General features: G+C 68.7%; 19 protein-coding genes, 1 tRNA gene and 1 pseudogene. 11 read left to right on the top strand and 10 right to left on the bottom strand.

Annotated features, from left to right (window positions below):
• Positions 1-101 (top strand): annotated as a pseudogene (locus ACOJVU_RS12955) (type VII secretion protein EsxI); the annotation flags it as partial.
• Between the two features lie 73 nt (positions 102-174).
• Here ACOJVU_RS12955 and ACOJVU_RS12950 read toward each other — a convergent pair.
• Positions 175-1,518, bottom strand: a complete 1,344-nt coding sequence (locus tag ACOJVU_RS12950; RefSeq protein ID WP_421530146.1) for a PPE family protein — start codon at positions 1,516-1,518, stop codon at positions 175-177.
• A 710-nt stretch (positions 1,519-2,228) separates the two neighbouring features.
• Here ACOJVU_RS12950 and ACOJVU_RS12945 point away from each other — a divergent pair.
• The 8 genes from ACOJVU_RS12945 (at position 2,229) to ACOJVU_RS12910 (ending at position 12,813) form a co-directional block, all read left to right on the top strand.
• Positions 2,229-3,002: a response regulator transcription factor gene (locus ACOJVU_RS12945; RefSeq protein ID WP_421530145.1), complete on the top strand. Its 774-nt coding sequence runs from the start codon at positions 2,229-2,231 to the stop codon at positions 3,000-3,002.
• Positions 2,999-4,546, top strand: a complete 1,548-nt coding sequence (locus ACOJVU_RS12940; RefSeq protein ID WP_421530144.1) for a sensor histidine kinase — start codon at positions 2,999-3,001, stop codon at positions 4,544-4,546. The genes ACOJVU_RS12945 and ACOJVU_RS12940 overlap by 4 nt, the downstream gene beginning before the upstream one ends.
• Before the next feature lie 180 nt (positions 4,547-4,726).
• Complete coding sequence (gene kdpF / locus ACOJVU_RS12935) at positions 4,727-4,816, top strand: K(+)-transporting ATPase subunit F (protein ID WP_421530143.1); 90 nt, start codon at positions 4,727-4,729, stop codon at positions 4,814-4,816.
• Positions 4,816-6,486 (top strand): potassium-transporting ATPase subunit KdpA, encoded by a 1,671-nt coding sequence (gene kdpA / locus ACOJVU_RS12930; RefSeq protein WP_421530142.1) that lies wholly within the window; start codon positions 4,816-4,818, stop codon positions 6,484-6,486. The genes kdpF and kdpA overlap by 1 nt, the downstream gene beginning before the upstream one ends.
• Complete coding sequence (kdpB, locus tag ACOJVU_RS12925) at positions 6,486-8,657, top strand: potassium-transporting ATPase subunit KdpB (RefSeq protein ID WP_421530141.1); 2,172 nt, start codon at positions 6,486-6,488, stop codon at positions 8,655-8,657. Before kdpA ends, kdpB begins: the two co-directional genes overlap by 1 nt.
• A 1-nt stretch (position 8,658) precedes the next feature.
• Positions 8,659-9,558, top strand: a complete 900-nt coding sequence (locus ACOJVU_RS12920) for a potassium-transporting ATPase subunit C (RefSeq protein ID WP_421530140.1) — start codon at positions 8,659-8,661, stop codon at positions 9,556-9,558.
• A 10-nt stretch (positions 9,559-9,568) separates the two neighbouring features.
• Complete coding sequence (locus ACOJVU_RS12915; protein WP_421530139.1) at positions 9,569-12,133, top strand: DUF4118 domain-containing protein; 2,565 nt, start codon at positions 9,569-9,571, stop codon at positions 12,131-12,133.
• Positions 12,130-12,813, top strand: a complete 684-nt coding sequence (locus ACOJVU_RS12910) for a response regulator (RefSeq protein ID WP_421530138.1) — start codon at positions 12,130-12,132, stop codon at positions 12,811-12,813. The genes ACOJVU_RS12915 and ACOJVU_RS12910 overlap by 4 nt, the downstream gene beginning before the upstream one ends.
• 90 nt (positions 12,814-12,903) lie before the next feature.
• Here ACOJVU_RS12910 and ACOJVU_RS12905 read toward each other — a convergent pair whose 3' ends face one another.
• The 9 genes from ACOJVU_RS12905 to ACOJVU_RS12865 form a co-directional block, all read right to left on the bottom strand.
• Positions 12,904-13,191 (bottom strand): hypothetical protein, encoded by a 288-nt coding sequence (locus ACOJVU_RS12905; RefSeq protein ID WP_421530137.1) that lies wholly within the window; start codon positions 13,189-13,191, stop codon positions 12,904-12,906.
• A 102-nt stretch (positions 13,192-13,293) separates the two neighbouring features.
• Positions 13,294-14,238 carry an exopolyphosphatase gene (locus tag ACOJVU_RS12900; RefSeq protein WP_421530136.1) on the bottom strand — a complete coding sequence of 315 codons (945 nt, stop codon included), beginning with the start codon at positions 14,236-14,238 and terminating at the stop codon, positions 13,294-13,296.
• Positions 14,232-14,720 (bottom strand): DUF501 domain-containing protein, encoded by a 489-nt coding sequence (locus ACOJVU_RS12895; RefSeq protein ID WP_421530135.1) that lies wholly within the window; start codon positions 14,718-14,720, stop codon positions 14,232-14,234. Before ACOJVU_RS12895 ends, ACOJVU_RS12900 begins: the two co-directional genes overlap by 7 nt.
• Complete coding sequence (locus ACOJVU_RS12890) at positions 14,713-15,417, bottom strand: FtsB family cell division protein (RefSeq protein ID WP_421530134.1); 705 nt, start codon at positions 15,415-15,417, stop codon at positions 14,713-14,715. Before ACOJVU_RS12890 ends, ACOJVU_RS12895 begins: the two co-directional genes overlap by 8 nt.
• A gap of 35 nt (positions 15,418-15,452) precedes the next feature.
• A complete protein-coding gene (gene eno / locus ACOJVU_RS12885) occupies positions 15,453-16,742 on the bottom strand; it encodes a phosphopyruvate hydratase (protein WP_421530133.1) in 1,290 nt (429 codons plus the stop codon).
• Between the two features lie 65 nt (positions 16,743-16,807).
• On the bottom strand, positions 16,808-17,536 hold the full coding sequence (locus ACOJVU_RS12880) for a lytic transglycosylase domain-containing protein (RefSeq protein WP_421530132.1): 729 nt from the start codon (positions 17,534-17,536) through the stop codon (positions 16,808-16,810).
• Positions 17,537-17,734: 198 nt separating this feature from the next.
• Positions 17,735-18,673, bottom strand: coding sequence for a nucleoside triphosphate pyrophosphohydrolase (locus ACOJVU_RS12875; protein ID WP_421530131.1), 939 nt, complete (start codon positions 18,671-18,673; stop codon positions 17,735-17,737).
• Entirely contained in the window at positions 18,670-22,317 is a 3,648-nt protein-coding gene (gene mfd / locus ACOJVU_RS12870; RefSeq protein ID WP_421530130.1) for a transcription-repair coupling factor, read from the bottom strand. Before mfd ends, ACOJVU_RS12875 begins: the two co-directional genes overlap by 4 nt.
• A 117-nt stretch (positions 22,318-22,434) precedes the next feature.
• Positions 22,435-23,028, bottom strand: a complete 594-nt coding sequence (locus tag ACOJVU_RS12865; protein WP_421530147.1) for a TetR/AcrR family transcriptional regulator — start codon at positions 23,026-23,028, stop codon at positions 22,435-22,437.
• Between the two features lie 184 nt (positions 23,029-23,212).
• Between ACOJVU_RS12865 and ACOJVU_RS12860 the strand changes: the two genes are divergently transcribed.
• Together ACOJVU_RS12860 and ACOJVU_RS12855 are read left to right on the top strand one after the other, a co-directional pair.
• Positions 23,213-23,284, top strand: a tRNA-Gln gene (locus tag ACOJVU_RS12860).
• Between the two features lie 131 nt (positions 23,285-23,415).
• On the top strand, positions 23,416-23,826 hold a 411-nt coding region (locus ACOJVU_RS12855; RefSeq protein ID WP_421530129.1), incomplete at its 3' end, for an NTP transferase domain-containing protein.

Here is a 23,826-nt window from a genome sequence, read left to right as displayed (position 1 = left end):
AGGTGATCTACGAGCAGGCCAACGCCCACGGGCAGAAGGTGCAAAGCGCCGGTTCCAACATGGCCAGCACCGACTCGGCCGTCGGCTCCAGCTGGGCCTGACGCGACCTTTTCCACGAAGGGGCCCGCACACCTTGGGTGTGCGGGCCCCTTTCTTGGTTCGCCGCGCCAGCCGTTACCCGGCCACCGGCGACCGCGGGATCAGCGAGGGCCGGAACCCGACCCGCTGCACCGCGCCGTCGGCCTCGCGTCCGATCATCCCGCCCAGCGGGAGCTTGGACACGCCGGTCGTCGACACGGGGGTGGCGCTGGTCGCCGCACCCCATCCGCCCGGCATCATGTTGGCGTCCATCGCAGGCAGCGGTGCGACCGAGGAGACCGTGCCGGCCCAGCTCTGCGGCACGGACAAGGTCCCGAGCGAGGCCGCCTGGCCCACACTGGCTGACGCGCCTTCGCCCAGACCCCCCAGGCCCCCGACGCCGCCCAGGTCGCCCAGCGCGCCGCCACCCTCGGCCCCGATGATCGAGCCGGCGCCCTGCAGGTCCAGCGCCAGTCCCTGATAGTCGAGGCCCAGTCCGTAGAGATCGAAGCCGACGCCACCGACATCGGAGATCGAGCCGCCCACGTCCCCGAACACGCCGAGGCTGGTGCCGAGCACCACGCCCTCCGGCGACGCCAAGGCGCCCGCCAGTCCGCTCAGCGCGGAAGCGGAAGTGGTGCCCGACGCGGCGGTGGCGGCGGCTTTCGCGGCGCTCTTGCCGGGCCCGTTGGCAACCGACGTCAACGAGCTCAGTGGCGAGTACGCGGCCGACGCCATCGACGCCCCGTCGCCCATCGCCATACCGGAAACCCCGGACGTCGACCCGGGGTTGGCCAGGCCCTGCAGGGTTTGCGGCACCGAGGAGAACAGCTGGGACGTCGTATGGGCGTGGCCGGCGACCTGGGTCGCCGTCGCATGGGCGACCGTACCGGCCTGCCCGGGGGCGCCCGCCGGATTCGTGGTCTGGGGTGGTGACTGGAACGTCTTGAAGGCGGAGGCCATTGCCGAGCTGGCGGCATAGTTGTACATCGCCGTCGCATCCTGTGCCCACATCTCGGCGTACTGCGCCTCGGTGGCCATGATCGCCGGCGTGTTCTGGCCCAGGAAGTTGGTCGCCACCAGCGTGGCCAGCTGAACCCGGTTGGCCACTACCACCGGCGGCGGCACCGTCATCCCATAGGCCGTCTCGTACGCCGCCGCGGCGGAGGTGGCCTGGGTGGCGGCCAGCTGGCATTGCTCGGCGGTGGCCCGCATCCACGTCACATAGGGTGCAACGGCGGCCGCCATCGCCGTCGACGTCGGGCCCGTCCACGACTCGTCGGTCAGACCCGTGATCACCGACTGGTACCCGTTGGCGGCATCCTGCAGTTCGGCGGCCAGCGACTCCCAGCCGGCGGAGGCGGCCAGCATCGTTCCCGGACCCGGGCCCGCATACATCCGGCTCGAGTTGATTTCCGGCGGCAACGCCCCGAAATCCATTCTTCTCCCTCGCTTGTTCCGTTATTTGTTTGCCGGCTATGTCACACGCCACACACATGCGGACGCCTCGCCGTCGGCCACCCCATCGGGCCGGAAACGGGACGACGACCCGCCGGCGCTGCGCCACCACGACGGCGGCTGCAGCCCGGCGAGCACCGCCCGGGGACGCGGTCGGTGGCCAGCCGGCGCCACGCGTGCGCGGGCCGCGCAGGACCCGCCAGAGCGGGATTATGGTCAGCCACCGCGGCGCGGCGCGGCGCCGGTTGCGGTAGAAGCGGCCCGGTCACCGGCTGGTCCAGGAAACACATTTGGATCTAACGACATTCGTCACGGACGTAACCTTTTGTTAACGGAAGCCGGGACCCCGTTGTCCCCCCGACGTCCCGCGCACACATAGGGCGACGACGGCGTCCGCCAAAGGACAGCGGCTGATGGTCATCGAAACTTTGGTCATCGAAACTTTGGTCATCGAAAATTGTTCTCGCTCCAACGATTTGGTGAGCCTCACCTGAGAAACACTCCGCTTCGTCAGGCTAACGACCATGCATCCCAGTATTTTTAGGAATTCGGCCGATCTCAAGCGCTCTGATACAACGCATATACAACACATATTTGTCCGGTCCCTCCGGCTGCTCGCCGGACACCGTTTCATTTGAGAACTCTATGAACTTCGTGACAACCGCGTGTGACACTTGCGAAAATGCGGGATCATGACTGCAATGTCGCGACACGCAGGCAGCCAGCGCCCGCGCCAAGCCGTTCTCGGCCAGCTGCCCCGGATCTACCGCGCCGACGGATCACCGATCCGGGTTTTGCTGGTGGACGACGAGCCCGCGCTGACCAACCTGGTGAGGATGGCGCTGCACTACGAGGGCTGGGTTGTCGAAGTCGCCCACAACGGGCGCGACGGCATCGCGAAATTCGACACGATCAATCCCGACGTGCTGGTTCTCGACATCATGCTGCCCGACGTCGACGGGCTGCGGATCCTGGATCGGGTCCGCGAGGCGGACACCTACACCCCGACGCTGTTTCTGACCGCGCGCGACTCGGTGATGGACCGGGTCACCGGCCTGACGGCGGGCGCCGACGACTACATGACCAAGCCGTTCAGCCTCGAGGAGTTGGTCGCCCGGCTGCGCGGACTGCTGCGCCGTTCCAGCCGGCAACCCGCGCCGACCACGGAGACGCTCGAGGTCGGCGAACTGCGAGTCGACGCCGCCAGCCGCGAGGTCACCCGTGACGGCACTCAGGTGTCGCTGTCCTCGACCGAGTTCGAGTTGCTCCGATTCCTCATGCGCAATCCTCGCCGGGTGCTGAGCCGCACCGAGATCCTCGACCGGGTCTGGAACTACGACTTCGCGGGCCGTACCAGCATCGTCGACTTGTACATCTCCTACCTGAGGAAAAAAATCGACTTCGGCAGGGAACCGATGATCCACACCGTGCGCGGCGTCGGATACCTGCTGCGGCCACCGGAATGACCCGGCAGCGCAACACGCCGTGGTGGCTCCCCCGGTCGCTGCGCCGCCAGTTGCTGCTGGGAGTGCTGGCCGTGGTCAGCGTGGTCCTGGTGGCCGTCGGCGTCGTCTCGGTGGTCAGCCTGCGCGGCTACGTCACCGCGATGAACGACGAAGACGTCGCCGAATCCCTGGAGGCGTTGAGCAACTCCTACAACAGGTACCGTAACGGCGATCACAGCTGGGAGCATGCGGGCGTCCCACCACTGGGGCAAGCCATGCTGGAGTTCACCGACCAGACGCCGGGCAACCTGATCGCCGTGCTGCACAACGGGACAGTCCTCGGGTCGGCGGTCTTCTCCGAGGCCGAAGCACGTCCCGCACCGCCCGACGTGGTGCGGGTGCTGCAAGCGCGGTCGCAGACCGATGGGCGGCCACGGACAGAACACCTCGGCAGCCTGGGCTCCTACCGGGTGGCCAGCCACCTCGACGGTTCCGACCGGCTTCTGGTCGGGCTGTCGCTGCAGCGCGCCGACAAGATCATCACCCGCAAGCAGGTCACCACCGCGGCGCTGGTCGCGGCCGCCCTCGCGGTGACCGCGGCGCTGACTGTCTGGGTGGTCGGGTACACACTGCGCCCGCTGCGCCGGCTGACCGCCACGGCTGCGGAGGTCGCCGCCATGTCGCTGACCAACGGCGACCAGCGCATCAGCGTCCGGGTTTCACCGGAGGACACCGACCCGGACAACGAAGTCGGGATCGTCGGAAACACCCTCAACCGGTTGCTGGACAATGTCGACAGCGCGCTGGCGTATCGCGCCGAATCCGATCTGCGGATGCGCCAATTCATCACCGACGCCAGCCACGAGCTGCGCACGCCGCTCGCGGCGATCCAGGGCTACGCCGAGCTGACCCGCCAGGACAGCTCGGAGTTGCCGCCGACCACCGAATACGCACTGGCCCGCATCGAGTCGGAGGCACAGCGCATGGCGCTGCTCGTCGAGGAGTTGCTGCTGTTGTCGCGGCTGGGGGAAGGCGTGGACCTGCATCCCGAGGACGTGGATCTGGCCGGGCTGGTGACCGACGCGGTCAACGACGCGGCGGTCGCGGCGCCGACCCACCGATGGATCACGGAGCTGCCCGACAGGCCGGTGTGGGTCCGCGGTGACCCCGCCCGGCTGCACCAGCTGATCAGCAACCTGCTCGGCAATGCCCGGGTGCACACGCCGCCGGGCGTCACCGTGACGACCGGCATCACCTGCCACCAGAGCGGCCGCGAAGCGCCCTACACCGAACTCAGTGTTGCCGACGACGGGCCCGGGATCGACCAGCAACTGCTCCCTCGGCTGTTCGAGCGGTTCGCCCGAGCGGACCCGTCCAGGTCGAACGGGTCGGGCGTCGGGCTCGGACTGGCCATCGTCAGTTCGATCGTCAAGGCGCACAAGGGCACTGTCAGCGCCGAATCCGCCGACGGCCGAACGGTCTTTCGCGTGCGGCTCCCGATGATCGAGCCGCCCATCCCCGATTACGGGCATAACGCTGCGCCGAGGGCGTTAGGAAGTCGTTAAGAAACTTCCCGACCGATGGCCCTTCCGGAGCGGCGCCGTCTACGTTCACCCTGACGCGCGCCTCGACACGTGACACGACCTGGCGCAAAAAGGAGACAGGATGGGCGTGCTGGCGTTCGTCGTGCTGACAGTGGCGGTGTTCGCCGTGCTCGGCTGGGCGCAGAAATTGGTCGAACGGCTGTGAACTACGAAAACACCGTCGGCCTGCTGCTGTCGATCCTGCTGGCGCTCTTCCTCTTTGGCGCCCTGCTGTTCCCGGAGCGCTTCTAGTGGGCGCCACGACCGCGGGCGTCGCGCTGTTGGTTGTTCTCGTCGCGGCGCTGGCACTGGCCCACGTGCCCCTTGGCGACTACATGTTTCGGGTCTACTCTTCGGAGCGGGACTCCTCTGTCGAGAAGGTGGTGTACCGCCTGATCGGCGTCGATTCGCGCTCGGAGCAGTCGTGGGGCGCCTACGCCCGCAGCATCCTGGCGTTCTCGGCGGTCAGCATCCTCTTCCTGTTCGTGTTCCAGCTCGTGCAGGACAAGTTGCCGCTGCATCTGCACCACCCGGCCACCGCCATGACCCCGTCGCTGGCATGGAACACCGCGGTCAGCTTCGTCACCAACACCAACTGGCAGGCCTACTCGGGCGAGTCGACGCAGGGCCATCTGGTGCAGATGGCCGGGCTGGCCGTGCAGAACTTCGCCTCGGCCGCGGTCGGCATGGCGGTGGCGATCGCGCTGGTACGCGGGTTCGCCCGCAAGCGCACCGCTGATCTGGGCAACTTCTGGGTGGACCTGGTCCGCGGCACACTGCGCATCCTGTTGCCCATCGCGACGCTCGGCGCGATCGTCCTGATAGCCGGCGGCGCAATTCAGAACTTCCACCTCGACGACCAGGTCGTCACCACCCTGGGCGGCGCCAAGCAGACCATCACCGGCGGACCGGTCGCCAGCCAGGAGGCCATCAAGGAACTCGGCACCAACGGCGGCGGCTTCTACAACGCCAACTCCGCGCACCCGTTCGAGAATCCGACGTCCTGGACCAACTGGCTGGAGATCTTCCTGATCGCGGTGGTCGCGTTCTCCCTGCCCCGGACGTTCGGTCGCATGGTCGGCAGCACCCGGCAGGGCTTCGCGATCGCCGGCGTCATGGCGACGCTGGCGCTGCTCAGCTTCAGCGCGACGATGTGGATGCAGCTGCAGCACCACGGCACCGTGCCGGGTTCGGCCGGTGCGGCGATGGAGGGCGTCGAACAGCGCTTCGGCGTCGCCGACTCGGCCGTGTTCGCCGTGACGACCACGCTGACGTCGTGCGGGGCCGTCGACTCGTTCCACGACTCCTACACCAGCCTCGGGGGCATGATGACGATGTTCGACATGCAGCTCGGCGAGGTCACCCCCGGCGGCGTGGGATCCGGCCTGTACGGCATGCTGATCCTCGCGGTGATCACCGTGTTCATCGCGGGGCTGATGGTGGGCCGCACCCCGGAATACCTCGGTAAGAAGATCACTCCCCGCGAAATCAAGTTCGCCGCAACGTATTTCCTGGTCACGCCGCTCATCGTGCTGGTCGGTACCGCGACCGCGATGGCGCTGCCGGGCGAACGGGCGGCGATGCTCAACGGCGGCCCGCACGGCCTGTCGGAAGTCCTGTACGCGTTCAGCTCGGCCGCCAACAACAACGGGTCGGCCTTCGCGGGGCTGTCCGCCGACACCGACTGGTACAACACCGCGCTGGGGCTGGCCATGGTGTTCGGCAGGTTCGCGCCGATCGTGCTGGTGCTCGCCCTGGCCGGCTCGCTGGCCAAACAGGGCACCACGCCGGCATCGGTCGGCACGCTGCCCACCTATGGGCCGCAGTTCGTCGGGATGGTCGCCGGCGTCACGCTGATCCTGGTCGCCCTCACCTTTCTGCCCATGCTGGCACTCGGGCCTCTCGCCGAAGGAATGCACTGATGACGGGGACTGATTCGGGGACGCATTCGGTGACGCATTCGGGGACGCATTCGGGCCGCGAACAGGCACGGGGCGGCCTGCTCGATCCGACGATGCTGCGGCGGTCTGTGCCACAGGCGATGCGCAAACTCGACCCGCGCACGCTGTGGCGCAACCCCGTGATGTTCGTCGTGGAGATCGGTGCCGTCTGGAGCACCGTGCTTGCGGTGCTCAACCCCACGTGGTTCGCCTGGCTGATCATGATCTGGCTGTGGCTGACGGTGCTGTTCGCCAACCTCGCGGAGGCGGTGGCCGAAGGCCGCGGCAAAGCCCAGGCCGAATCCCTGCGCAAGGCCAAGACCCAGACCATGGCCCGGCGGCTGGAGAACTGGAAGCCCGGCACTGCGACGTCGGATGGCGTGGAAGAAGAAGTTCCCGCACCCGAGCTGCAACGGGGCGACATCGTCGTCGTCGAGGCCGGGCAGGTGATCCCGGGCGACGGCGATGTACTGGAAGGCATCGCCTCCGTAGATGAATCGGCGATCACGGGCGAATCGGCGCCGGTGATCCGGGAATCCGGCGGGGACCGGTCGGCGGTCACCGGCGGCACCACCGTGCTGAGCGACCGGATCGTCGTCACGATCACCCAGAAGCCCGGGCACAGCTTCATCGACCGGATGATCGCGCTCGTCGAGGGCGCCAACCGGCAGAAGACGCCCAACGAGATCGCGCTGAACATCCTGCTGGCCGCCCTGACGATCATCTTCGTCTTCGCCGTCGCGACCCTGCAGCCACTGGCGATCTACTCCAAGGCCAACAATCCCGGTGTCCCGAACACGCAGGCGCTGGGCTCAGGCGGCGTGACCGGCATCGTGATGGTGTCGTTGCTGGTGTGCCTGATCCCGACGACCATCGGCGCGCTGCTGTCGGCCATCGGCATCGCCGGGATGGACCGGCTGGTGCAGCGCAACGTGCTCGCGATGTCCGGTCGCGCCGTCGAGGCCGCGGGCGACGTGAACACGCTGCTGCTCGACAAGACCGGCACCATCACCCTGGGCAACCGGCAGGCGGCCGCCTTCCTCCCGGTCGACGGCGTCTCCCCCGACCAGCTGGCCGACGCCGCGCAATTGTCCAGCTTCGCCGACGAAACGCCGGAGGGACGTTCGGTCGTCGTGTTCGCCAAGGAGCGGTTCGGCCTGCGCGCGCGCACCCCCGGCGAGCTCTCGAACGCCCACTGGGTGGCGTTCTCCGCCACGACCCGGATGTCGGGGGTCGACTTCGACGGCCACGAGCTGCGCAAGGGCGCCGCCAACTCGGTCGCCGAATGGGTTCGCGGACAAGGCGGCACGGTCCCCGCCCAACTCGGTGAGATCGTCGACGGCATCTCCGCTTGCGGCGGCACACCGCTGGTCGTCGGGGAGAGTCGCGACGGAAAGGGCGACCGAAAAGCAAGGGTGCTCGGCGTGATCCACCTCAAGGACGTCGTCAAGCAGGGCATGCGCGACCGGTTCGACGAGATGCGCCGCATGGGCATCCGCACGGTGATGATCACCGGCGACAATCCGTTGACCGCCAAGGCGATCGCCGACGAGGCCGGCGTCGACGACTTCCTCGCCGAGGCAACGCCCGAGGACAAGCTCGCGCTGATCAAGCGCGAGCAGGAAGGCGGCAGGCTGGTCGCGATGACCGGTGACGGCACCAACGACGCACCGGCCCTGGCGCAGGCCGACGTGGGCGTGGCGATGAACACCGGCACCTCGGCCGCCAAAGAGGCCGGCAACATGGTGGATCTGGACTCCGACCCGACCAAGCTCATCGAGATCGTCGAGATCGGCAAGCAGCTGCTGATCACCCGCGGCGCGCTGACCACCTTCTCGATCGCCAACGACATCGCGAAGTACTTCGCGATCATCCCGGCCATGTTCGTCGCCCTGTTCCCCGGGCTGGACCTGCTCAACATCATGCGGCTGCACAGCCCGCAGTCGGCGATCCTGTCCGCGGTGATCTTCAACGCGATCATCATCGTGGCACTGATCCCACTGTCACTGCGCGGCGTGCGCTACACGCCGAGCAGCGCGTCGAAACTGTTGAGCCGCAACCTCTCCGTGTACGGGCTCGGCGGCATCCTCGCCCCGTTCCTCGGCATCAAGCTGATCGACCTGATCGTCCAATTCGTCCCCGGGATGTCCTGACATGAAGGTCTCTGGATTCGTCCGCATCCACTGGGCGGCCCTGCGTGCGCTGCTGGTGCTGACCGTGGTCACCGGTGTGGCGTACCCGCTGTTCATCTGGCTTCTCGCCCAGATACCGGGACTGCACGACAAGGCCGAGGGATCGATCCTGACCGCCGACGGCAAGCCCGTCGGCAGCAGGCTGATCGGTCAGCTGTTCACCGACTCCGACGGCCACCCGCTGCCTCAGTACTTCCAGAGCCGGCCCTCGGCGGCGGGCGAGGGCTACGACCCGCTGTCCTCGGGTGCGAGCAACCTCGGCCCGGAGAACATCGTCGACGCATCCGAAGCTGATGGGGGCACGCCGAGCCTGCTCACGCAGGTGTGCAAGCGCAGCATGGCGGTGGGGCGCCTGGAAGGTGTGGACGGGTCGCGGCCGTTCTGCACGGGCGGCGGTGTGGGCGCAGTGCTTTCGGTCATCGGCCCGCGCGACGCGCGCGGTGACGTCGCCGCGCCCACCCGGGTGGTCAGCGTCAACGAGCCCTGCTCAGCGACGTCCACGCCGTTTCTGACCAGTTACGAGGGAGTGCGGGTCGAGTGCGCCGAGAACGGCCCCCACTCACACGAGGACTACTCGATCGGACAGATCGTGCCCATCCGCGGCGCCGCGCCCGCCGACCCGGTCGTGCCCGCCGACGCCGTCACGGCCAGCGGCAGCGGCCTGGACCCGGACATCTCGCCCGCCTACGCCGACCTGCAGGTGGCGCGGGTGGCCAGGGCGCGCCGTGTCAGCCCGGAGCGGATCAGCAAGCTCGTGGCGCAGAACCGGAATGGGCGCGCCCTCGGGTTTCTCGGCGAACCAGCCGTCAACGTGCTGCAGCTCAACCTGGCGCTCGACCACTGGTATCCGCTGCCCGGCTGACCGCTGGGGGATGATGGTTGATGTGAGCGATCACCCACCCAAGCGCGGAGAGCTGCGCATCTACCTCGGCGCAGCCCCGGGGGTGGGTAAAACCTATGCCATGCTCGGCGAGGCCCATCGTCGACTTGAGCGCGGCACCGACCTGGTGGCCGGCGTGGTTCAGACCCATGGGCGCGCGAAAACCGCGGAACTGCTTGAGGGCATAGAAGTCATCGCGCCGCGCTACCTCGACTATCGCGGCGGCAGGTTCCCCGAACTCGACGTGCCGGCCGTACTGGCCCGCCATCCGCAGGTCGTCCTGGTCGACGAACTCGCCCACACCAACACACCGGGCAGCAAGAACGCCAAACGCTGGCAGGACGTCGAGGAATTGCTCGACGCCGGGATCACGGTGATCTCCACCGTCAACGTGCAGCATCTGGAGAGCCTCAACGACGTCGTCGCCCAGATCACGGGCATCGAACAGCGGGAGACGGTGCCGGATTCGGTCGTGCGCGAGGCCGCGCAGGTCGAGCTCATCGACATCACCCCGGAAGCGTTGCGCCGCAGACTTTCCCATGGAAACGTCTACACCCCTGAAAGGGTCGACGCGGCACTGTCCAACTATTTCCGGCGGGGAAACCTCACCGCGCTGAGGGAATTGGCGCTGCTGTGGCTGGCCGACCAGGTGGACACCGCGCTCGCGACATACCGGGCGGAGAACAAGATCACCGCCACCTGGGAGGCGCGGGAGCGGGTCGTGGTGGCCGTCACCGGCGGCCCTGAATCGGAGACCTTGGTGCGGCGGGCATCCCGGATCGCGTCGAAGTCCAGCGCCGAGCTGATGGTGGTCCACGTCGTCCGTGGCGACGGGCTCGCCGGACTGTCGGAGTCCCGGATGGCCAAGATCCGCGAGCTGGCCAACAGCCTGGACGCGTCGCTGCACACCGTGGTCGGTGACGACGTACCCACGGCCCTGCTCGACTTCGCCCGGGAACGCAACGCCACTCAGCTGGTGATCGGCACGTCGCGGCGCTCCCGCTGGGCGCGCCTTTTCGAGGAGGGCATCGGGCTGAGGGTCGTCGAGTTGTCCGACAAGATCGACGTGCACCTGGTCACCCACGAGGAGTCCAAACGCGGCTTCCGCGCGGCGTCGCTGAGCCGCCGCGAGCGACGGGTCACCTCGTGGCTGGCCGCGTTTGTGGTTCCCTCGGTCATCTGTGCGGTCACGGTGTCCACGCTCGACCAGTACCTGCAGACCAGCGGTGCCAGCGCGCTGTTCTTCGTCGGCGTGGTGGCAGTCGCCTTGCTCGGTGGCGTGGCCCCCGCAGTGTTTTCGGCCGTGGTGTCCAGCCTGCTGTTGAATTATTTCCTGACCGCGCCTCGTCATACGTTCACCATCGCCGCCCCTGACGCCGCCGTCACCGAGGTGGTGCTACTGCTCGTCGCCGTGGCGGTCGCGGTGCTCGTCGACGGCGCGGCCAAACGCACCCGGGAGGCCCGGCGCGCGTCCCAGGAGGCCGAACTGCTCACGCTGTTCGCCGGGTCGGTGCTGCGCGGCGCCGATCTCGAGACGCTGCTGGAACGTGTGCGGGAAACCTATTCCCAGCGTGCGGTCAGCCTGCTGCAGGAGCGCGGCGAGCCAGGCCACGCCGCCGGCAAGACGAGCCACATCGTGGCCTGCGTCGGCAAAGATCCTTGCCTGACCGTCGATTCCGCGGACACCGCGATCGAGGTCGGCGACCGAGATTTCCACGAGTATTGGATGCTTTTGGCCGGCAGGAAGCTCTCCGCACGCGATCGCCGGGTGCTGAGCGCGGTGGCCGGGCAGGCGGCCGGACTGGCCCGTCAAGGCGAGCTGGCCGAAGAAGCCGGCCGGGCCGAGGCGATCATGCGGGCCGACGAGCTGCGCCGGTCGCTGCTCTCGGCGGTCAGCCACGACCTGCGCACACCGCTGGCAGCCGCCAAAGTCGCCGTCTCCAGCCTGCGCGCCGACGATGTGGCCTTCTCCCCCGCCGACACCGCCGAACTGCTGGCCACCATCGAGGAGTCCGTCGACCAGCTGACCGCACTGGTCGGAAACCTGCTCGATTCCTCCCGCCTGGCTGCCGGCGTGGTACACCCGGAGCTGCGCCGGGTGTACCTCGAAGAGACGGTGCAGCGTGCGCTGGTCAGCATCGGCAAGGGCGCCACCGGTTTCTACCGATCCGCCATCGATCGGGTCAAAGTCGACGTCGGTGACACCGTGGTGCTGGCCGATGCCGGACTGCTCGAACGCGTTCTGGCCAACCTCATCGACAACGCGCTACGGTACGCGCCCGGCTGCGTGGTCCGCGTCAACGCAGGACGGGTGGGTGATCGCGTCCTGATCAACGTCATCGACGAAGGCCCCGGGATCCAGCACGGAACCGAAGACCAACTCTTCTCAGCGTTTCAGCGGTTGGGCGATCACGACAACACCACCGGGGTGGGGCTGGGAATGTCGGTGGCGCGAGGCTTCACCGAAGCGATGGGCGGCACCATCCAGGCGGGCGACACCCCGGGAGGCGGACTCACCGTCGTCGTGGACCTGGCCGCGCCGCAGGAGGCCCGATGACGACTCGCGTCCTGGTGATCGACGACGAACCGCAGATCCTGCGCGCGATGCGCATCAACCTGTCGGTGCGGGGCTACGAGGTCGTCACTGCGTCGAGTGGCGCGGGCGCGCTGCGTGCCGCGGCCGAACACAAGCCCGACGTGGTCATCCTCGACCTCGGCCTGCCCGACATCTCGGGCATCGAGGTGCTGGCCGGTCTGCGGGGCTGGCTCACGGCGCCGGTGATCGTGTTGTCGGCGCGCACCGACTCCTCGGACAAGGTCGCGGCGCTCGACGCCGGCGCCGACGACTACGTTACCAAACCCTTTGGGATGGAAGAGTTCCTGGCCCGGTTGCGTGCTGCGGTCCGCCGCGCCGCCGCCGCGTCCGATACCGAGGAACCCGTCATCGAGACCGACGCGTTCACCGTCGACCTGGCCGCCAAGAAGGTCACCAGGAAGGGCGCCGAGGTGCATCTCACCCCGACCGAGTGGGGGATGCTCGAAATGCTGGTCCACAACCGGGGCAAGCTGGTCGGCCGCGAGGAACTGCTCAAGGAGGTCTGGGGGCCGGCGTATGCCACCGAAACCCATTATTTGCGTGTCTATCTGGCCCAACTACGCCGCAAGCTCGAAGACGACCCGTCGCACCCGAGACACCTGCTGACCGAGTCGGGCATGGGCTACCGTTTCGAAATGTGACGTCATGTCCGTCACAGCGGTCACAGCGGTCACAGCGGTCACAGCGGTCACAGCGGTCACTGAAACCGAGTGCCACACTTTGTGCCCACCTCATAGCGACAACCTGGCTGCCGCCCGCATCGCGAGTACCCGTTGGTGCATTCGGTACTCCGTCGAGCGCGGGATACTCCCCGGCCCATACAGTCCCCGGCCGAGCCGGCGCGCCCTGTCGCGGCCGGTTTCCCAGCGCAACGCGTCGGACACGGCCTTCGATGCCCGGCCGCGGATGCGAAATCCCTGCTCGCTCAATGCATTGATCAGCTGGGCGACCGTCGCCCGTCCGTTGTGGGCAAGGTACATGGTGAGCGCGTAACGCAGCTCGATTCCGTGGAGTTCCATGCCGGAACCGTCGCATACGGGTACGACACCGCCGCGAGTGTCGCTATGAGGCGGGCACAAAGTGTGCCGCCTTTTCCAGGGACGCGTGTGGCGGGTGTGACGTCAGCCGATGATCGACAGCACGATGCCGTCCAGGATGTCGCGCTCGCTGACGACCAGCTCGTCGATGCCGGCGCGGGTGCGCAGCTCGCGGGCCAACTCCTCCACCACGATCGCGCCACCACCGATCACGTCGGCGCGGCCCTCGTGCATGGGGCCGAGTTCGGCGCGCCGGGCGCGGGTCATGCCGATCAGTCGCTCGCACACCGCCAGCAGTTCGCCACCGGTTATGCGTGAAAGATGAATGGCCGCAGAGTTATACGACGTCATGCCGTGTGCCAGCGCGGACAATGTTGTCATGGTGCCGGCCACGCCGACCCAGGTCCGCGCCGCTTCGACGGGAACCACGCCGAGTGCGGCGTCGAGCCGTTCCCGGACCACCTCGCGCGCCGCCGCCACCTCCCGCGGCGTCGGCGGGTCGGAGTGCAAACAGCGCTCGGTCAACCGTACGCAGCCGATGTCGGCCGAATAGCTCGCCACCACCGCGTCGCTGCCGAGCACGATCTCGGTGGAGCCGCCACCCAGGTCGACAACCAGAAAAGGCGCTGCAGCACTGTCTAATTCGCCGACCGCACCGCGGAAGGACAACTCGGCTTCCTGTGCACCGGTGATCACCTCCGCCACCGCGCCGGGAATGACGGCGCCCAGCACGTCGGCCGTCATCGCAAAGAACGTGTCGCGGTTGGAGGCGTCGCGCGTGGCCGAGGTCGCCACCATCCGGACCCGTTCGGCGCCGTGCGCTCCCAGCAGAACAGCGTAATCGGCCAGCGCGGCGCGGGTCCGCGCGATCGCGTCCGGTGCCAGCCGTCCGGTGGCATCGACGCCTTGCCCCAGCCTCACGATCCGAGTCTCGCGATGCACGTCGCGCAGCCTGCCGTCGTCGAAATCGGCGATCAGCAGCCGAATCGAGTTGGTGCCGCAATCGATTCCCGCCAGCCGGCTCACCACTGCGCGTTCACCACAACGTCAGCCATCGCCGGCTCGACGGCAAGGGTCCGCAGCACCTCGTCGCCGAGTGGATTGCAGCCCGGGCCCTTGGCCAGCGAGTGCGCGATCAGCACGTGCAGGCACTTGACCCGGTCCGGCATCCCCCCGGCGGAGAACGTGGTGCCCAGCGGCTCGATCGCATCCCGCTCGGCCAGATACGACTCGTGGGCCCGCCGGTAAGCAGCCGCCAACTCGGGGTCCCGCCGCAACCGCCCGGTCATCTCGCGCATCATCCCCGAGGTCTCCAGTCTGCTCGCGGCCGCGGTGAGCAGCGGATGCGTGAGGTAGTACAACGTCGGAAACGGTGTTCCGTCAGCAAGTCTCGGTGCGGTCTTCACCACACCCGGTTCTCCGTTGGGGCAGCGGTAGGCGATCTCGAGCACGCCGCGCGGCTCGCGACCGAGTTGGCGAGCCACTGCCGCCAGCTCTGCACGGTCAACCACCGGGAGCAGCAGGATCCGGTGCGGACGGCGGCACGGAACCGGGCGGTCCGGGCTCAGCCGGGAGCAGAGGGGATTCGGGCTGAGGGGCCTTGGCCGGCGGTAGGTGTGGATCGTCAGCGATGGTGTGCCACAGCGCGGTGTACCAGGGCTGGTTGCCGGCCGGTTTCGCCGCCTCGGAACCCGGCTGCGGCGCACCCGCCTCACCGCGCGGAAGTTGCACCTGGAACGGCGTGTCCCCGGGCATCACGAAACCCAGACGCTCGCGGGCCTGCGCCGCGATGTAGGCCGGGTCGGCGAGCTTGTCCTTCTGCTGCTCGAGTTCGGTGATCTGACGGCGCAGCGCGTCCTCGCTCGCGGTCAGCTGGTCCATCTCGGTGCGTTGCGCGAAGTAGGTGCGGACCGGCCCGGCGATGGTCAGCGTCAGCACGCAGGTCAACGCGGCCAGCACTGCCGCGCGCCGTGCGGTGAAACCCAACCGCTGGTCCGCCCGCTGTTCGACGGATTCGGCGATCTGGCGCTTGATGGGTTCGACGACCTGCCCGGCCAGCGTCCGCGTCGAGCCGCGCCCGACGTGGGTGGAGGTCTGCGCGGGCCGCGAAACCCTGGCGGCGCGGCGGCGCCGAACCGCGGCGCCGGGCTTGCCCGGACGCGACGCCGCGGATCGGCGCTTAGGGTCTGGCCGCTTGGCTTCGGGCATCGCAGCGTCAGCCGCGTCTCGCGCTGGCCGTCACACTACTTCGTCTCCGGCGAGAGCCGCGGGAACGCCAGGTCACCGGCGTAACGGGCGGCGTCTCCGAGCGCTTCCTCGATCCGCAGCAGCTGGTTGTACTTGGCGACGCGTTCGCTGCGGGCGGGCGCACCCGTCTTGATCTGCCCGCTGCCGACGGCCACCGCGAGATCGGCGATCATGGTGTCCTCGGTCTCGCCGCTGCGGTGGCTGATCATCGTGCGGTATCCGCTGTGGTGCGCGAGCGCGACGGCATCAAGTGTCTCGGTGAGCGTGCCGATCTGATTCACCTTGACCAGCAACGCGTTCGCCACGCCCTTCTCGATGCCTTCCTCGAGCCGCTCGGGGTTGGTGACGAAGATGTCGTCGCCGACGATCTGCACCCGGTCGCCGATCGCCGCCGTCAGGGCCGCCCAGCCATCCCAGTCTCCTTCGAACAGGGGATCTTCCAGCGACACCAGCGGGTAGGAATCGAGCAGGCCCGCGTAGAACTGCGTCATCTGCTCGACGGTGCGGGCGCTGCCCTCGAAGTTGTAGCCGGTGGGACCGGCGTGGAACTCGTTGGCCGCCGCATCCAGCGCCAGGGCCACGTCGGCACCCAATTTAAGACCCACCGCCTCGACCGCCCGGCTGATCAGGTCCAGCGCCGCGGTCGTGCCGGCCACGTCCGGGGCGAAGCCGCCCTCGTCACCCAGGCCGGTGGACAGTCCCTGCTTCTTGAGCACCGACTTCAGCGCGTGGTACACCTCGGCGCCCCAGCGCAGCGCCTCGCCGAAGCTGGACGCACCGATCGGCGCCACCATGAACTCCTGGATGTCGACACCGGTGTCCGCATGCGCGCCGCCGTTGAGGATGTTCATCATCGGCACGGGCAGGATGTGCGCGTTGGGGCCGCCAAGGTAGCGGAACAGCGGCAAGTCCGCGGAATCCGCAGCCGCCTTGGCGACGGCCAGCGAGACACCCAGGATCGCGTTGGCGCCCAGCCGCGACTTGTCGGGGGTTCCGTCGAGGTCGACCAGTGCCTGATCCACCAACCGCTGGTCGTCGGCGCCCAGGCCGATCACCACCGGGCCGATCTCTTCGAGCACGGCTTCGACCGCCTTGCGTACGCCCTTGCCGCCGTAACGCTCGCCGCCGTCGCGCAGCTCGACCGCCTCGTGTTCGCCGGTCGACGCGCCGGACGGCACCGCCGCGCGGGCAAACGTCCCGTCCCCGAGAGCGATCTCGACCTCCACGGTCGGATTGCCACGGGAGTCGAGAATCTCGCGGGCCCCGACCTGCTCGATAATTGGCACTGGGTTCTCCTTGCGTGGTAGCCGGTGGTGCTGGACACCGCTTCGCGTATCAGCGATACATCCTGCTACAGCGGGTGGCCCGCCGCGTAAGCGGTCGCCCAGTCCCGGACCGCCCGCGCGTAGACGCTGGAGTTGTTGTAGGCGCGCAGTGCGGTGACCCACCCGCGCGGCGTCGCGAGATCCTTGCCCCGCCAGCACAGGTAACCCGCTGCGGCAAGCGCCGCGTCGTCGATGTTGTCGGGGCTGACGACCCCGTCGTTATGGGCGTCGACCCCGTACAACCGCCACGTCTCCGGGATGAACTGCATCGGCCCCATCGCCCGCGCCACGCCGTCGGCGTCGGTGACGTCCTCCTGCGCGTCCACGATGCGCAGATTGCCACCGCTGCCGTCCAGGCGAACACCCCGAATGGGCGGGCTCACATCTCCGTTCGCGGACAGCGTCGCACCCCGGTAGGTGCCGTGGTGGCTCTCGACCTGCCCGATTCCCGCCAGCGTGGTCCACGAGATATGGCACTTAGGGTTCTCGACCTCGGCGACGCGGGCAGCATAGGCGTAGGCCTCCAGCGCGATGACGGGGATCTCCAGCGGCCCCGAGCGCTGCTCGGCCCAGTCTCGCAACTGGTCGGCGGGTCTGCCGCCGGCGTGGGTGTCGACGGGCGGCACCGAGGCCCCCGCCGGCGGCGGCACCCCTTCGGGGATGAACAGGCTGAGCTGCCAGGTGCAACTCGACGCCATCAGCATGGCGGTCGCACCGATCACGGCGGCCGCACGCATCCAACGCCTCGGCGACACCAAGCTCCCCTGCAGCTCCCCTGGATCAACTTCCCTCGTGATCATCGTCCCATGCGTTTCAGGTCGCCTCGGCAATCTGGGGACCGCGACGCCTCTCCGTGTCACCAAGTGCGGTCAAATGCCGATCAACTGTCGTCGAGATCGGCTAACGCAGCAAAGACATCGACATCCATTCGAATCATCGCCTCACATGCCACACTAGCGGGCGATCGACGGCCAGTGCTCCCGCCACTCCTGCTCACGCACCGCGCCCAACGGCGTCGCGTCGAGCTCTTCAGCAACGCCGCCCCCCCGGCGGGTGGCGGCGATCGTCCGCTCGACGATGCGGACTGTGTCCACGAAACCCAGAACGGCTGTGCGAAGCGCGCTCTCCGCGTCGATGTCGGCCGACACTGCGACCGAGGTGATCTCGGCGGGGATCAAGTCTGCGGGCAGCCCCGCTTTCTGCGCACGCTGAATCACTTTTTGCGCCAGCGCCAACGCCGGCTGCCCGGTGTGGACATCGTCCATCACGGAACTGCGCGGCTTCTCGGCCGCCTTGCGCTCCTCCCACTGGGCCAGCTGTTCTTCGAGTGAGATCGGTTCACCGGCAAGCACTCCCGGTACCCGGTTGCCGAGCTTTCGGGTCAGCGCGAGCGCGACGTCGTCGATGGTGAACGCGTGCTGCGGCGCCTCCTCGGCGATGCGCGCGTGGAAGAGCACCTGTAACAGAACGTCGCCGAGTTCGTCGCGCAACTGGTCGGCGTCGCCGCTGCGGACCGCGTCGAGCAGCTCGTAGGTCTCCTCCAGCAGGTAGCGGCGCAACGAGTCGTGGGTTTGCGCGCTTTCCCAGGGCCCGGCGGTGCGCAGCGTGTCCATCATCGCCACGGCGTCGACCAGTCGTTCGCCGCGCGGGGTCTCCGGGGCCGAGATCAGCCGGGCCCCCGCGGCCAGCCGGGCGGTGACGGCGGGGTGCTCGGGGTCGGACGACAACAGCACCGGCGCCACGTCGCCGGTGTCCACCAGGTGCGCCGAGGGCAGCGACCACGGCACCGTGACCGGCATCTCTTCGGTGTACTGCACCTCCCCGCGCAGGTGCTCGACGGCTTCGACGGGCACCAGAGATGGCCGGCGGGGGTCGAACAAGACGACGATCACGGAGCCGTCATATCAATCTCCACCTGCGGTTTCCCCTGCAGGGCGGTCACCAGGTCGGCCACCATCTGCAGCAACTCGACGTCGCGGATACGCGACGCCCCGACTCCGCCGGCCCGGGGAATCGGGACCTGCACGGTGGCAGTCGTGGCGCGATAGTTCGCCGCCGGATACATGCGCGCCAGGCGCACCTGGGCGGAGTCTTGCAGCGTGACCGGCGACAGCCGCACCACCGAAGTCGAAGCCGCCGACGGGGCCGACACCTCGGTGATGCCGGCGCCGCGGCACAGCAACCGGACTCGCGCCACCGCCACCAGCCGTCGCGCGGGTTCGGGCAGCGCCCCGTAGCGGTCGACGAGCTCGTCGACGACCGCGCCGATCGCCGCGTCGTCGGCGGCCGCCGCCAGTCTGCGGTAGGCCTCCAGCCGAAGCCGGTCACTGGCGATGTAGTCCGGGGGCAGGTGCGCGTCCACCGGCAGGTCGATCCGGACGTCCTTGGGCTCCTCGGCGGCGACGACCGTCTGGCCGTCGGCTGCGGCCCGATATGCTTCCACCGCCTCGCCCACCAACCGCACGTACAGGTCGAACCCGACACCGGCGACGTGCCCGGACTGTTCCACGCCCAGCACGTTGCCGGCGCCACGGATCTCGAGGTCCTTCATCGCCACCGCCATCCCCGCACCCAGCTCGTTGTTCTGCGCGATGGTTGCCAGGCGGTCGTAGGCGGTCTCGGTCAGCGGCGTGTCGGGCGGATACAGGAAGTAGGCATAGCCCCGCTCCCGGCTGCGTCCCACCCGGCCACGCAGCTGGTGCAGCTGGGACAGGCCGAAGGTATCGGCCCGCTCGACGATCAGCGTGTTGGCGTTGGAGATGTCCAGCCCGGTCTCCACGATCGTCGTGCACACCAGGATGTCGTAGTCGCGGTTCCAGAATCCCGCCACGGTGCGTTCCAGCCGCTCCTCGGGCATCTGCCCGTGCGCGACGACGATGCGTGCCTCGGGCACCAGCTCGCGCAGCCGGGCCGCGACCCGGTCGATCGAGCTGACCCGGTTGTGCACGTAGAAGACCTGACCGTCGCGCATCAGCTCGCGCCGCAACGCCGCGCCGACCTGCCTGTCGTCCTGTGGGCCGACGTAGGTCAGCACCGGGTAGCGCTCCTCGGGCGGCGTCAGGATCGTCGACATCTCCCGGATCCCGGCCAGGCTCATCTCCAGGGTGCGCGGAATCGGGGTCGCGCTCATGGTCAGCACGTCGACATGGGTGCGCAGCGCCTTGATGTGCTCCTTGTGCTCGACGCCGAACCGCTGTTCCTCGTCGACCACGACCAGTCCCAGGTCCTTCCAGCGCACCCCGGTCTGCAGCAGCCGATGGGTGCCGATCACGATGTCCACCGAGCCGTCGGCCAGGCCGTCGATCACGGCGCGGGACTCGGTGGCGTCGGTGAACCGCGACAGCCCTTTGACGGTCACCGGGAAACCGGCCATCCGGTCGGTGAAGGTCTGCAGGTGCTGGTCGGCCAGCAGCGTGGTGGGCACCAACACGGCGACCTGCTTGCCGTCCTGGACCGCCTTGAACGCGGCCCGCACCGCAATCTCGGTCTTGCCGTAGCCGACGTCGCCGCAGATCACCCGGTCCATCGGGACCTGCTTTTCCATGTCGGCCTTGACCTCGGTGATCGCGGTGAGCTGGTCGACGGTCTCGGTGAACCCGAACGCGTCCTCCATCTCGGCCTGCCACGGGGTGTCGGGGGCGAACGCGTGCCCGGGGCTGGCCTGCCGTTTGGCATACAGGGCCACCAGCTCGCCGGCGATCTCGCGCACCGCGCGGCGCGCCTTGGTCTTGGTGTTGGCCCAGTCGCTGCCGCCGAGGCGGCTCAGCGCCGGTGCCTGCCCGCCGACGTAGCGCGACAGCTGGTCCAGCGAATCCATCGGGACATAGAGCTTGTCGGCCTGCTGTCCCCTCTTGCTCGAGGCGTATTCGAGCACCAGGTACTCGCGCCGGGCGCCGCCGACGGTGCGCTCGACCATCTCCACGAACCGCCCGATGCCGTGCTGGTCGTGCACCACCAGGTCGCCGGCCGTCAATGCCAGCGGGTCGACGGTGTTGCGCCGCTTGGCCGCCAGCCGCTTGCCCTCGACGTCGGTGACCCGGCTGCCGGTCAGGTCGGTCTCGGTGATGATGACCAGCCGGGCTCCGGGGATGACGACCCCGTCGTGCAATGGTCCCCTGAGCACCCCGACCACGCCGGGTTGGGGGGCTTTGCCCGACTCCAGCATGGCGGCGGGGGTTTCGGACTCGGCCAGCCGCTCCACCACGCGGTGCGCGGTCCCGGTCCCGGGTGCGACCACGACGGCCGCGCCGCCCGTCGCGACGTGCGCGCGCAGCATCGCAAAAATTTCGTCGACGTCGTGCTGATGCCCACGCGCTGACGGCGAGGGCCGGATGTCGAGCTCCACGGCCGACTCGTCGGACAGCTGGCTCAACGTCCACCAGGGGTGGCCTGACCGCGCGGCAGCGGCGTGCACGTCGTCCAGCTCGACGAAGCCCGATCCGCCGAACTGCGCCACGTCGACGGGCGCTTGATTTTCTGAGGTGCCCATTGCCGCGACCGACCACGACGCCTCGAGGAACTCGCTGCCGGTCTTGATCAGGTCGGCGGCCCGGGTGCGCACCTTTTCGGGGTCACACAGCAGCACCGGGGTGCCCTCGGCCAGCTGGTCGGTCAGCAGCACGTGCTCGCCCGGACGCAGCACCGGGAGCAGCGCCTCCATGCCGTCGACGGTGATGCCGTCGGCCAGCTTGGCCAGCATGTCGGTGACGCTGCCGGTGAGGGCGGGCTCGGCCCCCGAGTGCCGGGCGGCCAGCGCGGCGGCCCGCTCCCGGACGTCGTCGGTGAGCAGCAGTTCGCGGCAGGCGATCGCGATCAGCGTGTCGACCTCGAGTTCCGGGATGGAGCGCTGATCGGCGACCGAGAACATCCGCATCTCGCTGACCTCGTCGCCCCAGAACTCGACGCGCACCGGGTGCTCGGCCGTCGGGGGAAAGACGTCGAGGATCCCGCCGCGCACGGCGAATTCGCCGCGCCGGGAAACCATGTCGACTCTGCTGTAGGCCAGCTCGACCAGCCGGGAGACCACGTCGCCGAACGAGATCTCCTGACCGACCGTCATGGTGACCGGTTCGACCAGACCCAGCCCCGGGGCCATCGGCTGCAGCAGGGAACGCACCGCGGTCACCACCACCTGCAGCGGAGGTCCCAACCGAGCTCCTTGCGGATCGGGGTCGGGATGCGTCAGGCGGCGCAGCACGGTCAATCGGGCGCCGACGGTGTCCACGCCCGGCGAAAGCCGCTCGTGCGGCAGGGTTTCCCAGGACGGGAAGGCCGCCACCGCGTCGCCGAGCACGCCGCGCAGCTCGGCCGCGAGGTCGTCGGCTTCCCGGCCGGTCGCGGTGACCACCAGCAACGGGCCCCGCCGCGCCAGCGCCGCGGCGACGAACACCCGCGCGCCGACCGGGCCGGCCATCCTCAGCTCGGCCGGGCGGGCCGCCGCGCTGTCGATCAACTGCCGGAAAGTCGGCGCGGTGAGCGCCAATTCGACGAGCCCCGCGATCGGGGTTTCTGGGCGAACAGGCCCCGGTGCGGTCATGATGCGATCATTCTAAGGGCGGTCACGTCGTCAGAATCGGGCCCGGCGACGTTCCGGCGACCATCCGCCCCCTGCCGCCTGCGGCAAGGAATCGCGAGCCAAACCGCGACGGCCGTCCTATTCGTCCTGCAGTCGGGGGTCGGCTTCCAGGTGGGTCAGGCCGTTCCACATCAGGTTCACCAGGTGCGCGGCGACGACTTCCTTCTTGGGTTCGCGGGTGTCGAGCCACCACTGCGCGGTCATCGACACCGAACCCACCAGGGCCTGGGCGTACAGCGAGGCCAGATCCGGATCCAGGCCGCGTCGCGCGAAGTCGCCGGCCAGGATGGAGCTGACCTGGCTGACGGCGTCGTTGAGCAGGCTGGAGTAGGTACCCGCACTGATCGAGGCCGGCGAGTCGCGGATCATGATGCGGAAACCGTCGGTACGTTCTTCGACGTAGGTGAGCAACGCCAAGGCGACCCGCTCGACCCGCACCCGGGACCGGTTGTTGGTCAGCGACGAGGTGATGCCGTCGAGCAGCGCCGACATCTCGCGGTCGACGACCACGGCGTACAGGCCCTCCTTGCCGCCGAAATGCTCGTAGACCACCGGCTTGGAGACGTTGGCGCGCTGGGCGATCTCTTCGATCGAGGTGCCGTCGTAGCCGCGTTCGGCGAACAGCGAGCGCGCGATGCCGATGAGCTGGTGGCGGCGCTCGCTGCCGGTCATCCGCGCGCGCGGCGACCGGACCTCCTTGTCCGGTTTGTCCGGCTCGGCGCCCAGCACAACCACGCCGTTCAGCGTATCGGTTTGCCGACCCCGCCACCGCGGCGTTTCCCTCGGGTCCACAACCGGACCCGCATTGTCTAGAGTTTGGGTGGCGCGATTCGGAAGTTGTCGCCGCGGTATGCGATCCGTCGTGGTGTAATCGGCAGCACCTCTGATTTTGGTTCAGATAGTTCAGGTTCGAGTCCTGGCGACGGAGCCCCACAAAGGCCCCGCTCTTTGCCTCGAGCGCGCAGGAAATGCCACGCTTGACAGCGTGTCGGCTGCAGACGCGCTCCCCCGCGGGCGGCAGGTGGCCGAGCTCGCGCGCCGAGGGTGGTAGGAGAGTCGATGACGTTTCGCGGTGAGACCGCGGTCCTGGTTCTGGCGGCCGGAGCCGGCACTCGCATGCGGTCGGACACCCCCAAGGTGCTGCACACGATCGCCGGGCGCAGCATGCTGTCGCATTCGCTGCACGCGATCGCCACGGTGGCGCCCCGGCACCTGGTCGTGGTGCTCGGCCACGACCACCAGCGCATCGAACCGCAGGTGGCCGCGCTGGCCGACAGCGTCGGACGCCCCATCGACGTGGCGCTGCAGGACCGGCCGCTGGGTACCGGGCATGCGACGCTGTGCGGCCTGGCCGCCCTACCCGACGACTACGCGGGCATCGTCGTCGTCACTCCCGGGGACACGCCGCTCCTGGATACCGACACCCTGGCCGACCTGATCGCCGCGCACGGCACGGCCGGGCCCGAGCAC

The sequence above is a fragment of the Mycobacterium sp. THU-M104 genome, assembly GCF_049197365.1.
Taxonomy (GTDB): domain Bacteria; phylum Actinomycetota; class Actinomycetes; order Mycobacteriales; family Mycobacteriaceae; genus Mycobacterium.
This window is presented reverse-complemented; position numbering and strand designations above follow the sequence as displayed.